This window comes from Streptoalloteichus tenebrarius, from assembly GCF_024171885.1.
Taxonomy (GTDB): Bacteria; Actinomycetota; Actinomycetes; order Mycobacteriales; family Pseudonocardiaceae; genus Streptoalloteichus; species Streptoalloteichus tenebrarius.
The window spans coordinates 6802-26526 of the sequence record NZ_JAMTCP010000036.1; the positions used below are offsets into that span (position 1 = coordinate 6802).

At 73.2% G+C, this 19725-nt stretch carries 21 protein-coding genes; 3 read left to right on the forward strand and 18 right to left on the reverse strand.

All coding sequences use genetic code 11. From position 1 onward, the window contains the following. Positions 1-594: 594 nt before the first annotated feature. On the reverse strand, positions 595-1065 hold the full coding sequence (locus LX15_RS24150) for a MarR family winged helix-turn-helix transcriptional regulator (RefSeq protein ID WP_253671938.1): 471 nt from the start codon (positions 1063-1065) through the stop codon (positions 595-597). Between the two features lie 59 nt (positions 1066-1124). Here LX15_RS24150 and LX15_RS24155 point away from each other — a divergent pair, with 59 nt between their 5' ends. Further along, entirely contained in the window at positions 1125-1541 is a 417-nt protein-coding gene (locus LX15_RS24155; protein WP_253671939.1) for a cupin domain-containing protein, read from the forward strand. A 96-nt stretch (positions 1542-1637) separates the two neighbouring features. Here LX15_RS24155 and LX15_RS24160 read toward each other — a convergent pair whose 3' ends face one another. From LX15_RS24160 to pyrR, 14 genes are all read right to left on the reverse strand, one after another. Continuing rightward, positions 1638-2378: a class I SAM-dependent methyltransferase gene (locus LX15_RS24160; RefSeq protein WP_253671940.1), complete on the reverse strand. Its 741-nt coding sequence runs from the start codon at positions 2376-2378 to the stop codon at positions 1638-1640. An 11-nt stretch (positions 2379-2389) separates the two neighbouring features. Further along, complete coding sequence (metK, locus tag LX15_RS24165; protein WP_253671941.1) at positions 2390-3592, reverse strand: methionine adenosyltransferase; 1203 nt, start codon at positions 3590-3592, stop codon at positions 2390-2392. Positions 3593-3628: 36 nt separating this feature from the next. Beyond that, a complete protein-coding gene (gene coaBC / locus LX15_RS24170; protein WP_253671942.1) occupies positions 3629-4894 on the reverse strand; it encodes a bifunctional phosphopantothenoylcysteine decarboxylase/phosphopantothenate--cysteine ligase CoaBC in 1266 nt (421 codons plus the stop codon). Next, positions 4891-5181: a DNA-directed RNA polymerase subunit omega gene (rpoZ, locus tag LX15_RS24175; protein ID WP_253671943.1), complete on the reverse strand. Its 291-nt coding sequence runs from the start codon at positions 5179-5181 to the stop codon at positions 4891-4893. The genes coaBC and rpoZ overlap by 4 nt, the downstream gene beginning before the upstream one ends. Positions 5182-5265: 84 nt before the next feature. Further along, a complete protein-coding gene (gmk, locus tag LX15_RS24180; protein ID WP_253671944.1) occupies positions 5266-5880 on the reverse strand; it encodes a guanylate kinase in 615 nt (204 codons plus the stop codon). Further along, positions 5877-6194, reverse strand: coding sequence for an integration host factor, actinobacterial type (gene mihF, locus LX15_RS24185; RefSeq protein ID WP_073480456.1), 318 nt, complete (start codon positions 6192-6194; stop codon positions 5877-5879). Before mihF ends, gmk begins: the two co-directional genes overlap by 4 nt. A gap of 627 nt (positions 6195-6821) precedes the next feature. After that, positions 6822-7670, reverse strand: coding sequence for an orotidine-5'-phosphate decarboxylase (gene pyrF, locus LX15_RS24190; protein ID WP_372502787.1), 849 nt, complete (start codon positions 7668-7670; stop codon positions 6822-6824). Then, on the reverse strand, positions 7667-10972 hold the full coding sequence (gene carB, locus LX15_RS24195) for a carbamoyl-phosphate synthase large subunit (protein WP_253671946.1): 3306 nt from the start codon (positions 10970-10972) through the stop codon (positions 7667-7669). Before carB ends, pyrF begins: the two co-directional genes overlap by 4 nt. Continuing rightward, positions 10972-12120 carry a glutamine-hydrolyzing carbamoyl-phosphate synthase small subunit gene (gene carA, locus LX15_RS24200; protein WP_253671947.1) on the reverse strand — a complete coding sequence of 383 codons (1149 nt, stop codon included), beginning with the start codon at positions 12118-12120 and terminating at the stop codon, positions 10972-10974. Before carA ends, carB begins: the two co-directional genes overlap by 1 nt. After that, positions 12117-12632: a PH-like domain-containing protein gene (locus tag LX15_RS24205; protein ID WP_253671948.1), complete on the reverse strand. Its 516-nt coding sequence runs from the start codon at positions 12630-12632 to the stop codon at positions 12117-12119. The genes carA and LX15_RS24205 overlap by 4 nt, the downstream gene beginning before the upstream one ends. Beyond that, entirely contained in the window at positions 12632-13963 is a 1332-nt protein-coding gene (locus LX15_RS24210; RefSeq protein WP_253671949.1) for a dihydroorotase, read from the reverse strand. Before LX15_RS24210 ends, LX15_RS24205 begins: the two co-directional genes overlap by 1 nt. Next, a complete protein-coding gene (locus LX15_RS24215; protein ID WP_253671950.1) occupies positions 13960-14118 on the reverse strand; it encodes a hypothetical protein in 159 nt (52 codons plus the stop codon). Before LX15_RS24215 ends, LX15_RS24210 begins: the two co-directional genes overlap by 4 nt. Continuing rightward, positions 14111-15043 carry an aspartate carbamoyltransferase catalytic subunit gene (locus tag LX15_RS24220; protein WP_253671951.1) on the reverse strand — a complete coding sequence of 311 codons (933 nt, stop codon included), beginning with the start codon at positions 15041-15043 and terminating at the stop codon, positions 14111-14113. The genes LX15_RS24215 and LX15_RS24220 overlap by 8 nt, the downstream gene beginning before the upstream one ends. Next, the gene (gene pyrR / locus LX15_RS24225) at positions 15040-15639 is read right to left on the reverse strand and encodes a bifunctional pyr operon transcriptional regulator/uracil phosphoribosyltransferase PyrR (protein ID WP_253671952.1); all 600 of its coding nucleotides are present in this window, start codon (positions 15637-15639) and stop codon (positions 15040-15042) included. Before pyrR ends, LX15_RS24220 begins: the two co-directional genes overlap by 4 nt. 259 nt (positions 15640-15898) lie before the next feature. Between pyrR and bldD the strand changes: the two genes are divergently transcribed. After that, on the forward strand, positions 15899-16387 hold the full coding sequence (bldD, locus tag LX15_RS24230) for a transcriptional regulator BldD (protein WP_073480449.1): 489 nt from the start codon (positions 15899-15901) through the stop codon (positions 16385-16387). A gap of 428 nt (positions 16388-16815) precedes the next feature. On the opposite strand, the gene nusB is transcribed toward bldD, so the two are convergent. The 3 genes from nusB to LX15_RS24245 form a co-directional block, all read right to left on the reverse strand. Next, entirely contained in the window at positions 16816-17244 is a 429-nt protein-coding gene (gene nusB, locus LX15_RS24235; RefSeq protein WP_253671953.1) for a transcription antitermination factor NusB, read from the reverse strand. Position 17245: 1 nt separating this feature from the next. Then, positions 17246-17809, reverse strand: coding sequence for an elongation factor P (gene efp / locus LX15_RS24240; RefSeq protein WP_253671954.1), 564 nt, complete (start codon positions 17807-17809; stop codon positions 17246-17248). A gap of 175 nt (positions 17810-17984) precedes the next feature. After that, on the reverse strand, positions 17985-19094 hold the full coding sequence (locus tag LX15_RS24245; protein ID WP_253671955.1) for a M24 family metallopeptidase: 1110 nt from the start codon (positions 19092-19094) through the stop codon (positions 17985-17987). A gap of 146 nt (positions 19095-19240) precedes the next feature. Here LX15_RS24245 and LX15_RS24250 point away from each other — a divergent pair, with 146 nt between their 5' ends. After that, on the forward strand, positions 19241-19624 hold the full coding sequence (locus LX15_RS24250) for a VOC family protein (protein WP_253671956.1): 384 nt from the start codon (positions 19241-19243) through the stop codon (positions 19622-19624). Positions 19625-19725: the final 101 nt, after the last annotated feature.

Genomic DNA, 19725 nt, shown 5'->3' on the forward strand with positions numbered 1-19725 from the left:
CGACGACCCCAACCAGCGACGGGACACCATCGCACCTTCTGGCGCGACGGTCACGACCTGGGGTGATGCACCACCACACCCTCAGGGGCGACAGCCCTGACCCCCAGCGAGACACCACCGCACCTTCTGGTGATGGCGCGACCACCGGCGGGACACCACCACACCCCCGGCACGACGACCCCAACCAGCGGCGAGACACCACCACACCTCCTGGCGCGATGGCACTGACCCCGGCGAGACACCAGCGCACTTTCTGGTGCGATCGTCATGACCTGGGGTGATGCACCACCACACCTCCCGGGGCGACGGTTGGCGGGCTCCGTCGCACCGGAAGGTGCGATGGAAGACGCTCGGCGTCGCCGGGAATCCAGAACCCCTCGGCACGTCGCTCGGCCATCGTCCGTCGGGGGACGTCCTCCCGAAGCCGGTGCGGCTTGCCCGAGGCCCTGTGACGTTCTCACGCGACCGCAACATCCGACTGGAACGCGGCGTGGGCCTGGCCAGGGTGCGGAGCCTCGGTGATGAGCGGGCGGCGTCCTGCGCAGCGCCGACGCCGGCCTCGTCGCGTCGGGAGAACCGGTCGCCCCCGCCGGTTCACGGCCCGCCGAACCAGCCGGGGATGTCGAGCCGGAACGCCTCGGCCGGCGTCACCCGCCGCAGGTCGGCCTCCAGCGCCCGCAGCCGGTCCGCGCCGAGGACCTCGGCCCAGCGCGCGCGCAGCTCGTCGAAGATCCGGGCCGAGCGCGCGAGGCAGTCCAGCCCGCGCTCGGTGAGCCGGACGACCTTGCGGCGCGCGTCCCCCGGGTCGGCCTCCCTGCGCAGGTAGCCGAGGCGTTCGAGCGCGTCGACGGTCTTGCCGGCGGCCTGTTTGGAGATCCCCAGCCGTCGGCCGAGTTCGGCGGCGGTCGTGCCCTCCGCCCCGATGGCCTGGAACACGAAGCCGTGCATCGGCCGCACGTCGGGGTGGCCCTGCCGGGCGAGTTCGGCGTGCAGGTCGTCGATGAGGACCCGGAAGCCGAGGAACAGGCGCAGGGGCAGCTCGAAGCCGGGGGCGTCACTTGACACGATCGACAACCAAGTTAACTATTTCGACAACCACGTTGTCGATTCTAGGAGATCCCGCCATGACCGTCATCCGCGCCGCCGAGCGCCGTCGCACCGCCACGCCGAACGCCGTCATGACCACCCTCGCCTCCCCCACCCAGGGCGCCGCCGGACTCGCGCTCTGGCGCGTGGACATGGACCCGGGCCAGGTGGGCCCCAGGCACGCCTTCGACACCGAACAGGTGTGGACGGTCCTGACCGGCGCGGCGTCCGTCGCCCTCGGCGACCAGACCGTCGCGCTCGGGCCGGGCGACACCCTCGTGATGCCCGTCGACCTGCCCCGCCAGGTGACGGCCGACCCGGACGCCGGACTCGCGGCGATCGTCGCCGCGCCCGCCGGCAGCCGGGCCTCCAACCCGGAGGGGGTCACCAGCGCGGACGCGTGCGCCCTCGCGCCCCGCGACGCCGAACGGATCGTGCCGCCCTGGGTCGCCTGACCACGACGACGGGGGCCGGTCGCCCACCGCGCCCGGCCCCCGTCCTCCACCCATGACCACCTGACCGCGCTCAGGAAGGCCGGTCGACGGAATGCCTCACCGCTCCCGCCGGTAGACCCGGTAGGAGACCGTGCGGGTCTGGGGCAGCGGAACGTCCGCATCCAGCCCACTGGCCGCGAGAACCTCGTCGCCGACGCGCGGCAACCCAGCCAGGTCCTGCCCCGGCAGCCAGCGGTGGACGGTGGACACGGCGTCGGCCACCGCCTGCCGGGGCGTCACCATGACCACGCCGCTCCGCTCGACGAGTTCCGGCGCGCCGAAGCCCAACCCGGCGAGCGCGCTGTCGATCTCGGCGGGGCCGTCCAGGTCGGCGCGGACCGGCTCCAGCCGCAGACCACGCGCCTCACCGGCGTCGTAGACGGCGGAGACCAGGTCCCGCAGCGGCCCGTCGTAGAGCCGCCAGCCCAACGACAACGCCAACACCCCGCCCGGCCGCAGCACCCGCGCGCACTCGGCCAGGGCCGCCCGCCAGTCGGCGATGTGCGCGAGCACCCGCGCGAGGTGGACACCGGAACAGAGGCCGGTCCGCACCGGCAGGTGACAGGCGTCGGCCAGGAGGAACGGGACATCCGGGGCGGCGCCGGGCTCCCTGGCGTCGGCCCTGTCGAGCAGGAGCAACGGCACCCCGCGCCGGGCCAGCTCGGCGGCGATCCGCCCGCTGCCCGCGCCCACGTCCAGAACCGGACCTCCGCCGCCGCGGAGCAGCTCGGCCAGGGAGGCGTGGAGCTGGTCCGCGGCGGCGGAGGGGAGGTCGGGCGCCGGAGGGATCCGGGACACCGTCAGCGCCGTCAGAGGCCGGCGGCGGCCTTGAGGGCGTCCACCCGGTCGGTGCGCTCCCACGGCAGGTCCAGGTCCGGCCGGCCGAAGTGGCCGTAGGCCGCGGTCTGCGCGTAGATCGGCCGCAGCAGGTCGAGGTCCCGGATGATCGCGGCGGGGCGCAGGTCGAAGACCTCCGAGATCGCGGCCTGGATCTTCACCGGGTCCACGGTCTCGGTGCCGAAGGTCTCCACGAACAGGCCGACCGGCGCGGCCTTGCCGATCGCGTAGGCGACCTGCACCTCCAGCCGGGACGCCAGGCCGGCGGCCACGGCGTTCTTGGCCACCCACCGCATCGCGTAGGCGGCGGAGCGGTCCACCTTCGACGGGTCCTTGCCGGAGAACGCGCCACCGCCGTGCCGCGCCATGCCGCCGTAGGTGTCCACGATGATCTTGCGGCCGGTCAGGCCCGCGTCGCCCATGGGACCGCCGATGACGAACCGGCCGGTCGGGTTGACCAGCAGCCGCAGCCCCTCGGTGTCCAGCCCGAGGTCGGCGATCTCCGGGGCCACCACGTGCTCCCGGATGTCCACGCCGAGCATCTTCTCCAGGTCGATGTCGGCGGCGTGCTGCGTGGAGACCACGACCGTGTCCAGCCGCACCGGCTGGTCCCCGGCGTACTCGATCGTCACCTGGGTCTTGCCGTCCGGCCGCAGGTACGGCAGCACGCCGTCCTTGCGGACCTTGGTCAGCCGGCGCGACAGGCGGTGCGCCAGCGCGATCGGCAGCGGCATCAGCTCGGGGGTGTCGGTGCACGCGTAGCCGAACATGAGGCCCTGGTCGCCGGCGCCCTGCTTGGCGATCTCGTCCTCGGACTCGCCCACCCGGCTCTCGTAGGCGGTGTCCACGCCCTGGGCGATGTCCGGCGACTGCGCGCCGATCGCGACGTTGACGCCGCAGGAGTTGCCGTCGAAGCCCTTGGCCGAGGAGTCGTAGCCGATGCCGAGGATGACCTCGCGGACGATGGAGGGGATGTCGGCGTACGCCTCGGTGGTGACCTCACCCACCACGTGCACCTGGCCCGTGGTCACCAGGGTCTCCACCGCGACCCGCGAGCGCGGGTCCTTGCGCAGGAGCTCGTCCAGCACCGAGTCACTGATCGCATCACAGATCTTGTCCGGGTGACCCTCGGTCACGGACTCACTGGTGAACAGCCTGCGGCTCTGCTTGGTCACGGTTCTCCCCACACCTGCGGGCTTCGGAAACTAGGCTCAGACTACTGGCGGTGCGCCGCCGCCGGCTTCTTTGGACAGTATGTGGACGACTTCGTCCCACACGTGCGAGGCGAACTGCGCCTTCGAGCCGTGCGGGATCGTCCGTTCGGAGCCGTCGGCGGCCAGCAACCAGCCGGCGTTGTCCTCGACCTCGAAGGCCCTGCCGTCCCCGACGGCGTTGAGCACCAGGAGGTCACAGCCCTTGCGGGCCAGCTTGGCCCTGCCGTGGGTGAGCACGTCCCCGCCGGCGTCCCCGGTCTCGGCGGCGAAGCCGACGACCACCTGTCCCGGCCTCCGGTCCCTGACCAGCTCGACGAGCACGTCGGGGTTGCGGGTCAACGCGACGGGGTCGGGGTCCGCGTCGGTCTTCTTGATCTTGTGGTCGACCGTCGCGGTCGGCCGGAAGTCGGCCACCGCCGCGGCCATCACCACGATGTCGGCGTCCTTGGCCGCCGCGTGCACCGCGTCCCGCAGCTCCAGCGCGGTGCCCACGGACACCACGTCCACGCCGGCCGGCGCGGTGAGCCCCGAGGTGTTGGCGGCCACCAACGTCACCTCGGCCCCGCGCTGCGCCGCGACCGTGGCCAGGGCGTAGCCCTGCCGGCCCGAGGAGCGGTTGCCGAGGAAACGGACCGGGTCGAGCGGCTCCCTGGTCCCGCCGGCGGACACCACGACCCGGCGACCCACCAGGTCCCTGGGGAGCGCGTCCGGCCTGGCCAGCAGCAGCCGGGCCAGCTCGACGATCTCCGCCGGCTCGGGCAGCCGCCCCTTGCCGGTGTCCGCGCCGGTGAGCCGGCCGCTGGCCGGCTCGGCCACCACCACGCCCCTGCCACGCAGCAGCGCGACGTTGTCCCTGGTGGCGGGGTGCTCCCACATCTCGGTGTGCATCGCCGGCACGAGCAGCACCGGGCACCGGGCGGTGAGCAGGGTGTTGGTCAGCAGGTCGTCGGCGAGCCCGTGCGCCGCCCGCGCCAGCAGGTCGGCCGTGGTGGGCACGACGAGCACCAGGTCGGCGGTCTGCCCGAGGCGCACGTGCGGCACCTCGGGGACGTCCGCGAACACGCCGGTGTGGACCGGCTGGCCGGACAGCGCCTCGAACGTCGGGGCGCCCACGAACCGCAGCGCGGCCTCGGTGGGGACCACGCGCACGTCGTGGCCGGACTCGGTCAGCCGGCGAAGGACCTCGCACGCCTTGTAGGCGGCGATGCCGCCGCCCACGCCCAGGACGACGCGTGGACGACGGCCCTCGACCTGGTGTGTCACTCGCCCTCGGTGTGTTCGAGCAGGCCGGAGTGGATCTCGCGCAGCGCGATCGACAGCGGCTTCTCCCTCGGCCCCGGCTCCACCAGCGGGCCGACGTACTCGAGCAGGCCCTCGCCGAGCTGCGCGTAGTAGTCGTTGATCTGGCGGGCCCGCTTGGCGGCGTAGATGACCAGCGCGTACTTCGAGCTGACCTTCTCCAGGAGGTCGTCGATCGGCGGGTTGGTGATGCCCTCCGGCGCGGTCAGCGCCGGCGCGGCCAGGGCGCTCAGCTCGGTGGGGGTGGTCACTCGCATGCTCCTGCGGTCAGGGGTCAGGTGGGTGCGGCCGGGCTCACCAGCAGCGTGCCGCCGCCGGCAACCCGGCCTACGGCGTCACGAACGCGAGTTGGGGCTGAGCCCCGGGCCAACTACCAAGGTTAGCAACTCGGCGGCGGCGGCCCGCACGTCGGTGTTGACGACGGTCGCGTCGAACTCCCCGACGGCGTCCAGCTCCTCCCTGGCCGCGGCCAGGCGTCGCCGCACCACTTCGGGGTCCTCGGTGCCGCGGCCGGTCAGCCGCTCCACCAGGACCTCCCACGAGGGCGGCAGCAGCATCACGAGCTGGGCGTCGGGCATGGACGCGCGCACCTGGCGGGCGCCCTGCACCTCGATCTCCAGCAGCGCCGGGTGCCCCTCGGACAGCGCGCGCTCCACCGGCCCCCTGGGGGTGCCGTAGTGGTTGCCCGCGTACTCCGCGTGCTCCAGCAGCTCGCCGGCGGCGGCCATGCGCCGGAACTCCGCGTGGTCGGTGAAGTGGTAGTGCAGGCCGTCGACCTCACCGGGCCGGGGCGCGCGGGTGGTCACCGAGACGCTGAAGAAGATGTCGGGGTTCATCCGGCGCAGCTCGGCGAGCACGCTCGACTTGCCGACGCCGGAGGGTCCGGAAACCACGGTGAGCCGGGGTCGACCGACGGCCGACCCCGGCTCACCGCTGGGCGTGGTGCTCACTCGCCGCCGAACTCGGCGAGCAGGGCCTTGCGCTGGCGGTCGCCCAGGCCGCGCAGGCGGCGGCTCGGGGCGATCTCCAGACGCTCCATGATCTGCGCGGCGCGGACCTTGCCGACGCCGGGCAGAGCCTCCAGCAGCGCGGAGACCTTCATCTTGCCCAGGACCTCGTCGCTGTCCGCGGCAGCCAGCACCTCCTTCAGGTTGGTGCCGCCGCGCTTGAGGCGCTCCTTGAGCTCGGCGCGGGCGCGACGGGCGGCAGCCGCCTTCTCCAACGCTGCGGCCCGCTGCTCCTCGGTCAGCTGGGGAAGGGCCACGATCTCCTCCGTGGTGTGGGTTCTTCTAGATCGGTGCCGCGACCGTACCGACCGCGTCTGACCGGGCACAACGCGGGGCGGGGGTGTCCACCTGACGCTTGTGGTGACGTTCACCGCACCCGTGCCCGGCCCCGTGGTCGCAACGGTGGGCGGCGCTCGGCCCTCGTGGGCCGACCGCAATTACTACCAACCCCCACTGACGGCCGGTCAGGCGAGGGTCAGTCTCGTCACCAGCGGCGATGTGCTAAAAGCCGCGCCACACAACGGTTTTCGCGCGCGACCGGGAGGCGCGCGCGAGGGTTGGCACCGGGTAGGTGAATCGATTCACCGCAGGCCCGGCGGGGTGCCGAAACATGATCAACAACACGTTTCCGCGCCCTCACGGGTCGCCGCCGCGCCCTCACCGGCGCACCCTCGGGGCAGTTGGCGCACAGGGCGCGTCGCCCGGCGAAAAAATCGCGTGTGACTTTCTTCCACGCGCGTTCCGCGCCCGTTCCCGCCCCCCGGGGGCGAAACCCGCCGCCCCGACGGAACCGGCACTCTCAGTGATCGACGAAAGACGCCGCCGGCCGCCGGAGCGGGGCACCCTCTCCCCACGTCCCGGCGGCCGGCGGCCCCGTCCCAGCCCTATCCCAGCGTCGCGGCCAACTCCCCCGACAGTCGGCGGGCCGCCTCGCGCAGCCGGCCCACATCAGGGCCGTGCCGCAGCACGTCCCGCGAGGTGGTGGGCAGCACCCACGACAACACCGGGCCGAACACCCGCCGCAGGTCCTCCACCGTGCCGCCCTGCGCGCCCAGGCCGGGCGCCAGCACCGGCCCCCGCAGCCCGGACAGGTCCGGCGCGACGGCGGGGTCGACGGTCGCGCCGACCACCACCCCCACCGAGCCCAGCTCGCCCCCGACCTCGGTCAGCTCCGCCGCGTTGCGCCCACCGGCCGCGTCCACGACCGCCTGCGCGACCGTGCGCCCATCCGACCCGACGGCCCGCTGGACGTCGCCGCCCTCGGGATTGGAGGTCATCGCGAGCACGAACACGCCGCGCCCGTGGGCCGCCGCCGCGTCCAACGCCGGGTCGAGCGCCCCGAAGCCCAGGTAGGGCGAGACCGTGACCGCGTCGGCCGCCAACGGCGACCCCTCGGTGAGGTACGCGGCCGCGTAGGCGTCCATGGTCGAGCCGATGTCGCCGCGCTTGGCGTCGAGCAGCACCAGCGCCCCGGCCGCCCTGGACTCGGCGATCACCCGCTCCAGCACGGCCACACCGGCCGAGCCGTGCGCCTCGAAGAACGCCGACTGGGGCTTGAGCACCGCCACGTCCCCGGCCATCGCCTCGACCGCGGTCATGGCGAACCGCTCCAGCCCGGCGACGTCCTCGGACAGCCCCCACGACCGCAGCAGGCCGGGGTGCGGGTCGATCCCCGCGCACAGCGGCCCGCGCGCGGCGACGGCGGCGGCGAGCCGGGCCCCGAACGGGGTCACCACGCGGCCTCCCGCAGCGCCCGCTGGAGCGCCTGGAGCGGGCGCACGTCGATGTCGTCCCTGATCATCGCCTCGATGCCCTGCACGGCCGCGGCCGCGCCCTGCACCGTCGTGATGCACGGGATGTCCCTGGCGACGGCGGCGGTGCGGATCTCGTAGCCGTCCACCCTCGGGCCGCTGTTGCCGTAGGGCGTGTTGATCACCATGTGGACCTCGCCGGCGTGGATCCGCTCCACGATGGTGCCGTTGCCCTCGGAGTGCTTGCGCACCACCGTGCACGGGATGCCGTTGCGGCGCAGCACCTCGGCGGTGCCGGTGGTGGCCAGCACCTCGAAGCCCAGGTCCGCCAGCCGCTTCACCGGGAACACCATCGCGCGCTTGTCCCGGTTGGCCAGCGACACGAACACCCGGCCGCTGGTGGGCAGGCTGCCGTAGGAGGCGGTCTGGGACTTGGCGAAGGCCTGGCCGAAGGCCACGTCGATGCCCATGACCTCGCCCGTGGACTTCATCTCCGGGCCGAGCAGGGAGTCCACGCCCTGGCCCTCGCGGGTGCGGAACCGGTGGAACGGCAGCACCGCCTCCTTCACCGCCACCGGCGCCTCGCCGGGCAGCACGCCGCCGTCGCCCCTGGGCGGCAGCATGCCCTCCTCGCGGAGCTCCTTGATGGTGGCGCCCAGCATGACCCGCGCCGCCGCCTTGGCCAGCGGCACGGCCGTCGCCTTGGAGACGAACGGCACGGTCCGGGAGGCCCGGGGGTTGGCCTCCAGCACGTACAGCACGTCGTCCTTGAACGCGTACTGGACGTTCAGCAGGCCGCGGACGCCGATCCCCCTGGCGATGGCCTCGGTGGAGGACCGCACGATCTCCAGGACCTCCTGGCCCAGGGTGATCGGCGGCAGCGCGCACGCGGAGTCGCCGGAGTGGATGCCGGCCTCCTCGATGTGCTCCATCACGCCGCCCAGGAACACCTCATGGCCGTCGCACAGCGCGTCGACGTCGATCTCGATCGCGTCGTCGAGGAACCGGTCGACCAGCACCGGGTGCTCGGGGGTGACCTCGGTGGCACGGGCGATGTAGGACGCCAGGGTCTGCTCGTCGTAGACGATCTCCATACCCCGGCCGCCCAGCACGTAGGACGGGCGCACCAGCACCGGGTAGCCGATCTCGTCGGCGATCCGCCTGGCCTCCTCGAACGAGGTCGCGGTGCCGTACCTGGGCGCCGGCAGCCCCGCCTCGCCCAGCACCGCCCCGAACTCGCCCCTGTCCTCGGCCAGGTTGATCGCCTCCGGCGGCGTGCCCACCACGGGGACGCCGGCGTCGGCCAGCCGCTGCGCCAGGCCCAGCGGGGTCTGCCCGCCGAGCTGCACGATCACCCCGACGACCTCGCCGGAGGCCTGCTCTGCGTGCACCACCTCCAGCACGTCCTCGAAGGTGAGGGGCTCGAAGTAGAGGCGGTCGGAGGTGTCGTAGTCGGTGGACACCGTCTCCGGGTTGCAGTTGACCATCACGGTCTCGTAGCCGGCGGCCCGCAACGCCATCGCGGCGTGCACGCAGGAGTAGTCGAACTCGATGCCCTGGCCGATGCGGTTCGGACCCGAGCCGAGGATGATCACCTTCGGCTTCTCCCGCTGCTCGGTCACCTCGCTCTCGGCGTCCGGGTCCAGCTCGTAGGCGGAGTAGTGGTAGGGGGTGCGGGCGGCGAACTCCGCCGCGCAGGTGTCCACGGTCTTGTACACCGGGCGCAGGCCGACCTTGTGCCGCAGCGCCCTGACACCGTCCTCACCGGCCAGCTCCGGGCGCAGCGCCGCGAGCTGGCGGTCGCTCAGCCCCGCCCGCTTCGCCCTGCGCAGCAGCGGCTCGTCCAGCACCGGGGCGGCCAGGATCTCCGCCCGCAGCTCCACCAGCCCGGCGATCTGGTCCACGAACCACGGGTCGATGCCCGAGGCCCGCGACACCTCCTCCACGCTGGCGCCCAGCCGCAGCGCCCGCTCCACCGTGTAGAGCCGCCCGTCGTGGCCCTCGGCCAGCTCGGCGAGGGTGGACTCCAGGGTGGCGTCCTCCGGGTCCGGCTTCGTCCAGAAGCCCGCGCGCGAGGTCTCCATCGAGCGCAGCGCCTTGCCCAGCGCCTCGGGGAAGCTCCTGCCCAGCGCCATCGCCTCGCCGACGCTCTTCATCGTCGTGGTCAGCGTGGGGTCGGCGCCGGGGAACTTCTCGAACGCGAACCGCGGCACCTTGACCACGACGTAGTCCAGCGACGGCTCGAAGCTGGCCGGGGTCTCGCCGGTGATGTCGTTGCGGATCTCGTCGAGGGTGTAGCCGATCGCCAGCCGGGCGGCGATCTTGGCGATCGGGAAGCCGGTGGCCTTCGACGCCAGCGCCGAGGACCGCGACACCCTCGGGTTCATCTCGATCACGACCATCCGCCCGTCACGGGGGTTGATCGCGAACTGGATGTTGCAGCCGCCGGTGTCCACGCCCACCGCGCGCAGCACGGCGATGCCGACGTCCCGCATCCGCTGGTACTCGCGGTCGGTCAGGGTCATCGCCGGGGCCACGGTCACCGAGTCGCCGGTGTGCACGCCCATCGGGTCGACGTTCTCGATCGAGCAGACCACCACCACGTTGTCGCGGCGGTCCCGCATCAGCTCAAGCTCGTACTCCTTCCAGCCGAGCACGCTCTCCTCGATCAGCACCTCGGTCACCGGGCTCTCGGCCAGGCCGATCGAGGCGATGCGCTCCAGCTCCTCCGGCGTGTGCGCCATGCCGGAGCCCAGGCCGCCCATGGTGAAGCTGGGCCGGATCACCACGGGCAGGCCCAGCTCGGCCACGGTCTCGCGGACCTCGTCCATCGACCGGCACACCCGGGACCTCGGCACCTCGCCGCCGACGGAGCGGACGATGTCCTTGAACAACTGCCGGTCCTCGCCGCGCTGGATCGCGTCGACGTCGGCGCCGATCAGCTCGACGCCGTACTTCTCCAGCACGCCGCGCTCGTGCAGCGCGACCGCGGTGTTCAGTGCGGTCTGCCCGCCCAGGGTGGCCAGGATCGCGTCGGGGCGCTCCTTGGCGATCACCTTCTCCACGAACTCGGGCGTGATCGGCTCGATGTAGGTGGCGTCGGCGAACTCGGGGTCGGTCATGATCGTGGCCGGGTTGGAGTTCACCAGGCTGACCCGCAGCCCCTCCTCCCGCAGGACCCGGCAGGCCTGGGTGCCCGAGTAGTCGAACTCGCAGGCCTGTCCGATCACGATCGGCCCGGAGCCGATCACCAGGACGTGGTCGATGTCTGTGCGGCGGGGCATCAGCGGCCGGCCCCCTTCGAGCCGTGGGCCGGCGTGCCGGCCATGAGGTTGCGGAAGTCGTCGAACAGCGGGGCGGCGTCGTGCGGACCGGCCGCCGCCTCCGGGTGGTACTGCACGCTGAACGCGGGCACGTCCAGGGCCCGCAGGCCCTCCACGGTGCCGTCGTTCGGGCAGTAGTGGCTGACCATCGCGGCGCCGAAGGGCGTGTCGAACCGCTCACCCGGCTCGCCCTCGATGGCGAAGCCGTGGTTCTGCGCGGTGATCGCCACGCGACCGGTCTCGACGTCGACGACCGGGATGTTGATGCCGCGGTGGCCGTAGCGCATCTTGTAGGTGCCGCGCCCCAGGGCGCGGCCGAGGATCTGGTTGCCGAAGCAGATGCCGAACAGCGGGATCCGCCGCTCCAGGACCTGCCTGGTCAGCGCCACGGCGTGGTCGGCGGTGGCGGGGTCGCCCGGCCCGTTGGACAGGAACACGCCGTCCGGCTCGACGGCCAGCAGGTCGTCCAGGGTGGAGGACAGCGGCAGCACGTGCACCTCGATGCCGCGCGCGGCCATCATCCTCGGGGTGTTGGCCTTGATGCCCAGGTCGAGGGCGGCCACCCTGAACTGGCGCTCCCCCACCGCGGGCACCACGTAGGGCTCGGCGGTGGTGACGTCGCCGGCCAGGTCGGCGCCCTTCATCGCGGGGCTGGCCAGCACCTCGGCGCGCATCGCCTCGACGTCGGCCACGGCGGGGCCGGAGAAGATGCCGGCGCGCATCGCGCCGCGCTCCCGGATGTGCCGGGTCAGCGTGCGGGTGTCCACGCCGGCGATGCCCACGACGCCCTGCGCGGCCAGCTCCTCGTCCAGCGCGCGGCGGGACCGCCAGTTGGAGGGCACGCGCGCGGGGTCGCGCACGACGTAGCCGGCGACCCAGATCCGGCTCGACTCGTCGTCCTCGTCGTTCCAGCCGGTGTTGCCGATCTGCGGCGCGGTCTGCACCACGATCTGCCGGTGGTAGGAGGGGTCGGTGAGGGTCTCCTGGTACCCGGTCATGCCGGTGGAGAAGACCACCTCGCCGAGCGTGCGGCCCTGCGCGCCGTAGGCGAGGCCGCGGAAGGTCCGCCCGTCCTCCAGGACGAGCACGGCGGGGGTGTTGTCGATCATCGGGTGTTCTCCCGGTCGGCCGGGGCCAGCGCGCGCACCGCGCCGACCCACTCGGAGTAGGAAGCCTTGTCGTCGCCGCGGAACCCGGTGTCCAGCAGGTGGTCGCCGAGCCGCCAGGTCACGACCAGCAGCCCGTCGGGGCCCATCACCTTGCCGGCCAGGGCGCGGTCGGTGCGCGCGGCGACCAGCGATCCCGAGGGGATCCACAGGGGGGAGGCGCCGTCCCGCTCGACGAGCAGGCCGGCCCCGGTCAGGCGCAGGGTCGCCGCGGCCCGGTGGCCCACGTCGCCGACGGCGACGCGGTCCTGCCAGTCGCCGGCCGTGGTCGTCCCGACGTAGACGCCGGTCGCGGCCGGGACCAGCTCGGGGCCGGGCAGGTCGTCGGGCGGGGCGGGGAACGCGGGCAACACCGCCGCCTGGCGTCGCGCCCGGTTGCGCCACCCCCACCACATGCCGGCCGCGCACAGCAGGAAGAAGGCGAGCACGAGCAGGCTCAACAGGAGGCGTTCCATCAGTGCCGCACCTTCCCGTCCCACGCGGTCGGTCGCCCGTGGAACACGGTGCCCACCACCCGTGCGGGCAGTTCCATGCCCTCGTAAGGGGTGTTCGTGGCGAGGCTGGCCAGCTCGGCGCCGCGCACGGTCCAGCGCGCGTCCGGGTCGACCAGCACCAGGTTGGCGGGCTCGCCGGCGGCGATCGGCCGGCCATGGTCGGGCAGCCCGGCGATCTCGGCGGGCCGCTCGCTCATGACGCGGGCCACGCCGCGCCAGTCGAGCAGCCCGGTCTCCACCATCGTGCGGACCACGACGGACAGCGCGGTCTGGAGGCCGAGCATGCCCGGCCGGGCCGCGGACCACTCGCAGTCCTTGTCCTGCGCGGCGTGCGGCGCGTGGTCGGTGGCCACGCAGTCGATCACGCCCTCGGCCAGCGCCCTGCGCAGCGCCTCGGCGTCACCCCCGGAGCGCAGCGGCGGGTTGACCTTGTTGACCGGGTCGTAGCCGTTGAGCCGCTCGTCGGTGAGCAGCAGGTGGTGCGGCGTGACCTCGGCCGAGATGACGGCCTCCGCCATCCGGCCCGCCACCCCGGCCGGACGGTTCTTGGCCCAGCGGAGCACGTCGGCGGTGCCGGCGGTGGACACGTGGCAGACGTGCAGTCGCGCGCCGACGTGCTGGGCGAGCAGGCAGTCGCGGGCCACGATGGACTCCTCGGCCACCGCCGGCCAGCCGGTCAGGCCGAGCCGGGCGGCGACCTCGCCCTCGTGCGCCTGCGCGCCCACGGTCAGCCGGGGCTCCTCGGCGTGCTGGGCGACCACGCCGCCCAGCGCCTTGGTGTACTCCAGCGCCCTGCGCATGACCAGCGGGTCGAACACGCAGTGGCCGTCGTCGCTGAACACGCGCACACCCGCGAGGGAGCGCGCCATCGTGCCCAGCTCCGCGAGCTTCTCGCCCTTCAGGCCCACCGTGACCGCGCCGACGGGGCGCACGTCGACCAGGCCGACCTCGCGGCCCCTGCGCCACACGTGCTCGACGACCACGGCGTTGTCGGCCACCGGGTCGGTGTTGGCCATGGCGAAGACCGCGGTGTAGCCGCCGAGCGCGGCGGCGGCGGAGCCGGTGGCGATGGTCTCGGTGTCCTCGCGGCCCGGTTCCCGCAGGTGGGTGTGCAGGTCGACGAAGCCGGGCAGCGCGACCAGCCCGCCGGCGTCGAGCACCTCGGCGCCGGCGAGGTCGGCGGCCGACGCCTCGGCGCCGATCGCGACGATCACGCCGTCCCGCACCACCAGGTCGACCGGCGCCCCCTCGCCGTACGGCCGAACTCCCTTGATGAGCAATGGGGACGTCACACGGTCTCCTTGTTCCTGGTCTCCTCGGTGTCCCTGGCCCTGTCCCCGCCCCTGGCGCCGTCCCTGGCGCCGTCCTCGGCGCCGCCTCGGGAACGCGGGGTCGCGGCGGGGCCGCGGCCGACGGTCGCGAGCGGGGCGAAGCGGCGGTCACTCATGGCCCTCACCCGCCGCGAGCAGGTGGTAGAGCACCGCCATCCGCACGTGGACGCCGTTGCTCACCTGCTGCGTGATGGCGGCGCGCGGCGAGTCCGCGACCGCCGAGGCGATCTCCATGCCGCGCAGCATCGGGCCGGGGTGCAGCACCACGGCGTGCTCGGGCAGCATGCGGAGTCGGGCCTCGTTGAGCCCGTAGGCGATCGAGTACTCGCGGGCCGACGGGAAGAAGCCGCCGTGCATGCGCTCGGCCTGCACCCGCAGCATCATCACCGCGTCCAGGGTGGGCAGCTCCGGGTCCAGCTCGTAGCTGACCGGCACCTTCCACTCGTCCACACCGGCCGGCAGCAGCGTCGGCGGGGCGACGAGCACCACCTCCGCGCCCAGCGTGCGCAGCAGGTGCACGTTCGAGCGGGCCACCCGGCTGTGCAGCACGTCGCCGACGATGCCGACCCGGCGACCGGACAGGTCGCCGAGGCGCTCCCGCAGCGTGGCCGCGTCCAGCAGGGCCTGGGTGGGGTGCTCGTGCGTGCCGTCGCCGGCGTTGACCACGGCCGTGCCGTTGTCCGACAGCCAGTGCGCCAGCCGCTGCGCCGCGCCGGAGGCGGGGTGCCGGACGATGACGCAGTCCGCGCCGGCCGCGGCCAGCGTGAGCGCGGTGTCCCGCAGCGACTCGCCCTTGCCCACCGAGGAGCCGCCGGCGGAGACGTTGATCACGTCGGCGCTCATCCACTTGCCGGCGACCTCGAACGAGACGCGGGTGCGGGTCGAGTTCTCGTAGAACATCGTGACCACGGTCCGACCGCGCAGGGTGGGCAGTTTGCGCACCTCGCGGCCCAGCAGCGTGGCCTTCAGCTTCGCCGCGGTGTCCAGCAGCTCGGTGGCGGTGTCGGCGTCGAGGTCCAGGGTGCTCAGCAGGTGCCTCACGCCTCGTCCCTCCCGGGGCGACGCAGGACGACGCGGTCCTCGCCGTCGATCTCCGACAGCCGCACCGAGACCTCCTCGGACCGGGAGGTCGGGATGTTCTTGCCCACGTAGTCGGCGCGGATCGGCAGCTCCCGGTGGCCGCGGTCGACGAGCACCGCGAGCTGGACCGCGCGCGGGCGGCCGAGGTCGCGCAGGGCGTCGAGGGCGGCGCGGATCGTGCGGCCGGAGAACAGCACGTCGTCGACGAGGACGACCAGCCGGTCGTCGATGCCGCCGTCCGGCAGGCAGGTGGACTCCAGCGGACGCGCGGGACGGCGCCGCAGGTCGTCGCGGTAGAGGGTGATGTCGACCGCGCCGGTGGGCACCTGGACGCCGGAGAACTCGGCGATGCGCGTGGCCAGGCGACGGGCCAGCGGGGTGCCGCGGGTGGGGATGCCGAGCAGGACGACGGCGGGCTCCTGCCGCCCGGCGTCGAGCGCGGTCTTCTCGATGACCTGGTGGGCCATTCGGGCGACGGTGCGTGCGACGTCACCGGCCGAGAGCAACTCGTGCTCGGCGGCCGGTTCCGTCGCGCCGCCGCGAGGGCGTGGCGCCACGGAGGGACCTCCTTCCCCGCCTCACTGGACGGGTCCTTAAAGGACGTCGGACGTCGACCCGGCCGGGTCGACTACCTCACGGTATCAGCCACGCTCGGTCAACCTTCCGGGTGGTGTACCGCTACTCGCCCGGCTGCCGCAGCGTGATCAGCTTGACCTGGTGACGACAGCGAGCAACCATTACTCTGCGTATTGATCTGGGCTTCCCCGCGGCACTCGAATACCGGCTGACGGGGCGAACGAAACGGAGAACCGCCACATGGGCGACTACGCCAAGGCGCTGGGCGCCAAGCTCCGCGCTATCCGGCAGCAGCAGGGCCTCTCGCTGCACGGCGTCGAGCAGAAGTCCGGCGGCCGGTGGAAGGCCGTAGTGGTCGGCTCGTACGAGCGCGGCGACCGTGCCGTCACGGTGCAGAAGCTGGCGGAGCTCGCCGACTTCTACGGGGTGCCGGTGGCGGAGCTGCTGCCCGAGGGGCGGGTGCCGTCCGGAGCCGAGCCGGCCACCAAGGTGGTCATCAACCTGGAGCGACTCCAGCAGCTCCCCGCGGAGAAGGTGGGCCCGCTGGCCCGCTACGCCGCCACCATCCAGAGCCAGCGCGGCGACTACAACGGCAAGGTGCTGTCCATCAGGACCGAGGACCTGCGCTCGCTCGCGATCATCTACGACATGACCCCGGGCGAGCTGACCGAGCAGCTCATCGACTGGGGCGTGCTGCCGCCGGAGGCGCGTCCGGCCAAGGAGGACTGAGACTCCGCCAGCCGGACGACGACGAACGGGCTCGGGTGCGGCCTCCCCCTCGTGGGGGGCCGGGCCCGAGCCCGTTCGCCTGTCCGCGGCCGGGTCAGGGGCCGACCAGAGCCGGACCAGAGCCCGGTCGGAGTCTCGTCAGGGGCCGGTGAGCGCCCGCGCGGGCGGCCGGGAGCGGGCAGGGGCCGACCAGGGAAGCCGGCTGCACTGCGCTCACATAGTTGCCACCGCAACAAGAATCGCGCCGGGCAAGACCGCTGGCACTGCGCCGAACGAGCGACACGCCCGCTAGGTCGTCCGAGTGAATTCGCGACCCCGGCCCCGGCGGGTGGGCACGGGCTCCCCTACCTCCCGCCAACCCGCCATCCGGCCGCACACGCCAGCACGCCCCGCCCGGTCGGCGGGCGGGGCGTGCTGGCGGTCGGTCGCTACTCGGAGTCCAGCGAGGCGCGGAGGTGGTCGGCGATCCCGGCGATCCGCCCCAGCACGCCGTTGACGAACCGCGGCGAGTCGTCGGTGGAGAGCTGCTTCGCCAGCTCCACGGCCTCGTCGATGGCCACCGCGTCCGGCACGTCGGCCGACCAGAGCAGCTCGAACAGGCCGAGCCGCAGCACGGCCCTGTCCACCGCCGGCATCCTGGGCAGCGTCCAGCCCTCGGCGTGCTCGGAGATCAGCTCGTCGATCCTGGCCCGGTGCGCGGTCACACCCTCGACCAGGGTGACCGTGTAGTCGTTGATCGGTGGCACGTCGGGCGAGCCGATCCGCTCGGACAGCAGCGAGACCGGGTCGACCCCACGCAGGTCGGCCTCGTAGAGGACGTCCACCGCGCGCTTGCGCGCCTTGCTTCGAGCTCCCACGTCAGTTGTTCACGCGGCCGAGGTAACGCCCGTCGCGGGTGTCCACCTTGACCTTGTCGCCGGTGTTCACGAACAGCGGCACCTGGATCTCGGCGCCGGTCTCCAGGGTGGCCGGCTTGGTGCCGCCGGTCGCCCGGTCGCCCTGTAGGCCGGGGTCGGTGTGCTGGATGACCAGCTCGACCGAGGCCGGCAGCTCGACGTACAGCGGGGCACCCTCGTGGGTGGCCACCATGGCCGTGGTGTTCTCCAACATGTAGTTCGCGGCGTCGCCGACCGTCGCCCCGGACACGTGGATCTGGTCGTAGGTGTCGCTGTCCATGAACACGAAGTCGGTGCCGTCCTTGTACAGGAAGGTCATCTCGCGCCGGTCCACGGTGGCGGTCTCGACCTTCGTGCCCGCGTTGAAGGTCTTGTCCACCACCTTGCCCGACAGCACGTGCTTCAGCTTGGTGCGGACGAACGCGCCGCCCTTGCCCGGCTTGACGTGCTGGAACTCGACGACGGACCAGAGCTGGCCGTCGAGGTTGAGCACCATGCCGTTCTTCAGGTCGTTGGTGGTGGCCACGGTGGTGGTTTCTCCTGTGTGCTGCGCTGGCGCGGCCCGACCGTCGGGCCCGCGCGTGGACTCGACCGTCGCGGGAGCCCGTCGGGCACGTGCCCGAACCCCCGCGCCGGCGCCGCGCCCGAGCGCGCGCTCGGCGGCGGCCAGGCCACGCCCGGGTCGACGGTCAACCGCGAGTTCAGATAACCACGAGGTCCTTCGTGGTCAGGGTGAGGAGCTCGGGGCCGCTCTCGCGCACCACGAGCGTGTCCTCGATGCGGACCCCACCGCGCCCGGCCAGGTACACGCCGGGCTCGACGGTGACCGCCATACCGGCCAAAAGTGTACCTTCACCGGCCTTGGACAGGGTCGGAGCCTCATGGATCTCCAGGCCGACGCCGTGGCCGAGGCCGTGCAGGAACCGCTCGCCGTGGCCGGCCCGCTCGATGACTTCCCTGGAGGCGGCGTCGACGTCGCGGAACGCGGTGCCCACGCGCAGCGCCTCCCTTCCGGCGGCCTGCGACTCGGCCACCAGCGCGTACAGCTCCCGCTGCCAGTCCGCCGGGCTGCCCAGGACGAACGTCCTGGTCATGTCCGAGTGGTAGCCGTCGACGAGCGCGCCGAAGTCGAGCTTCACGAAGTCGCCGGACCGCAGGACGGCCTCGGTCGGCCGGTGGTGCGGGACCGCCGAGTTCGGGCCGGCGGCCACGATGGTCTCGAACGACGGGCCCGCGGCGCCGTGGTCGAGCATCCGGGTCTCCAGCTCCCTGGCGACCTCCTTCTCGGTGCGGCCCGGCCGCAGGCCGTCGTGCTCGATCAGGTCGGCCAGCGCGCGGTCCGCCGCGGCGCACGCCATCCGCAGGGCCTCGACCTCGTCGTCGTCCTTGACCAGCCGCAGGCGCTCGACGAGCCCGGGAGCGCGCACCAGCTCCACGCCCTCGGCCGTCTTGGTCAGGGCCTCCAGGCCGTCGACGGTCACCTTGTGGCTCTCGAAGCCCACCCGCCCGAAGTGCGCGGCGTCGCGGCCGGCGCGCCCGGCGAGGGCCAGGTCGCAGGGGCGGTCGATGATCCGCTCCAGGTCCGGCACCTGGTTCTCGGCCTGCGTGAGGTAGCGGCCGTCCGTGCAGAAGGCGGTGCGCCGCTCCGCGTCGGGCTCGTCCGCGGCGTGCACGAGCAGCGCGGCGTTGGAGCCGGTGAACCCGGTGAGGTAGCGGATGTTGAGGAGGTCGGTGACCAGCACGGCGTCCAGCTCCCGCTCCCGGAGCTGGACCCGCAACGCGGCACGACGACGAGCGTGGGACTCGGGCATGGCCGTCAGCCTAGCCAGTCGGTGTTCCCGCTCAAGAAGCGTTTCCCGCTGGGAACGACCCGGACCACACGGGCGCCTGCGCTCGCCCTTGCTCACCCTTCCGGCGTAGCGTTCGAGGACAGCCCCGCACCGGAGGGAGGCGCGCCGTGCCCCGACCCGTGCACTTCGAGATCCACGCCAGCGACGTGGACCGCGTCCGTTCGTTCTACGAGACCGTCTTCGGCTGGTCCTTCGAGCAGTGGGGCGACCAGCCGTACTGGATCGTGCGCACCGGCGAGGGCGAGCCGGGGATCGACGGGGGCCTGCTGCCGCGCCCTGGGCCGCCGCCCGCCGACGACGCCCCGATGACGGCCTGGCCGGTGACGGTGGGCGTGGCCGACCTGGACGCGAGCCTCCGGCTGGTCGAGTCGGCCGGCGGACGGATCGCGATGCCGAGGTCGCCGGTCCCGACCCTGGGCTGGGTGGCCTACGCCAAGGACCCGGACGGCAACACCTTCGGCCTGTTCCAGCCCGACCCGAACGCCGCCTGACGGGACGACCACCGCCGCCCCATCACCACTGCCCCCCTGCCGACCGGGCCCTTCCCTCTCCCCAGGTCAGCCCCCACCCGCCCTGGGGGGGCGAGCCCCGC

Bases quoted from the DNA above. Each gene is read 5' to 3' on its own strand.
- LX15_RS24155 (WP_253671939.1), top strand. From the start codon at position 1,125: ATGACCGTCATCCGCGCCGCCGAGCGCCGTCGCACCGCCACGCCGAAC.
- carB (WP_253671946.1), bottom strand. From the start codon at position 10,972: ATGCCCCGCCGCACAGACATCGACCACGTCCTGGTGATCGGCTCCGGG.
- carA (WP_253671947.1), bottom strand. From the start codon at position 12,120: ATGATCGACAACACCCCCGCCGTGCTCGTCCTGGAGGACGGGCGGACC.
- LX15_RS24205 (WP_253671948.1), bottom strand. From the start codon at position 12,632: ATGGAACGCCTCCTGTTGAGCCTGCTCGTGCTCGCCTTCTTCCTGCTG.
- LX15_RS24215 (WP_253671950.1), bottom strand. From the start codon at position 14,118: ATGAGTGACCGCCGCTTCGCCCCGCTCGCGACCGTCGGCCGCGGCCCC.
- bldD (WP_073480449.1), top strand. From the start codon at position 15,899: ATGGGCGACTACGCCAAGGCGCTGGGCGCCAAGCTCCGCGCTATCCGG.
- LX15_RS24245 (WP_253671955.1), bottom strand. From the start codon at position 19,094: ATGCCCGAGTCCCACGCTCGTCGTCGTGCCGCGTTGCGGGTCCAGCTC.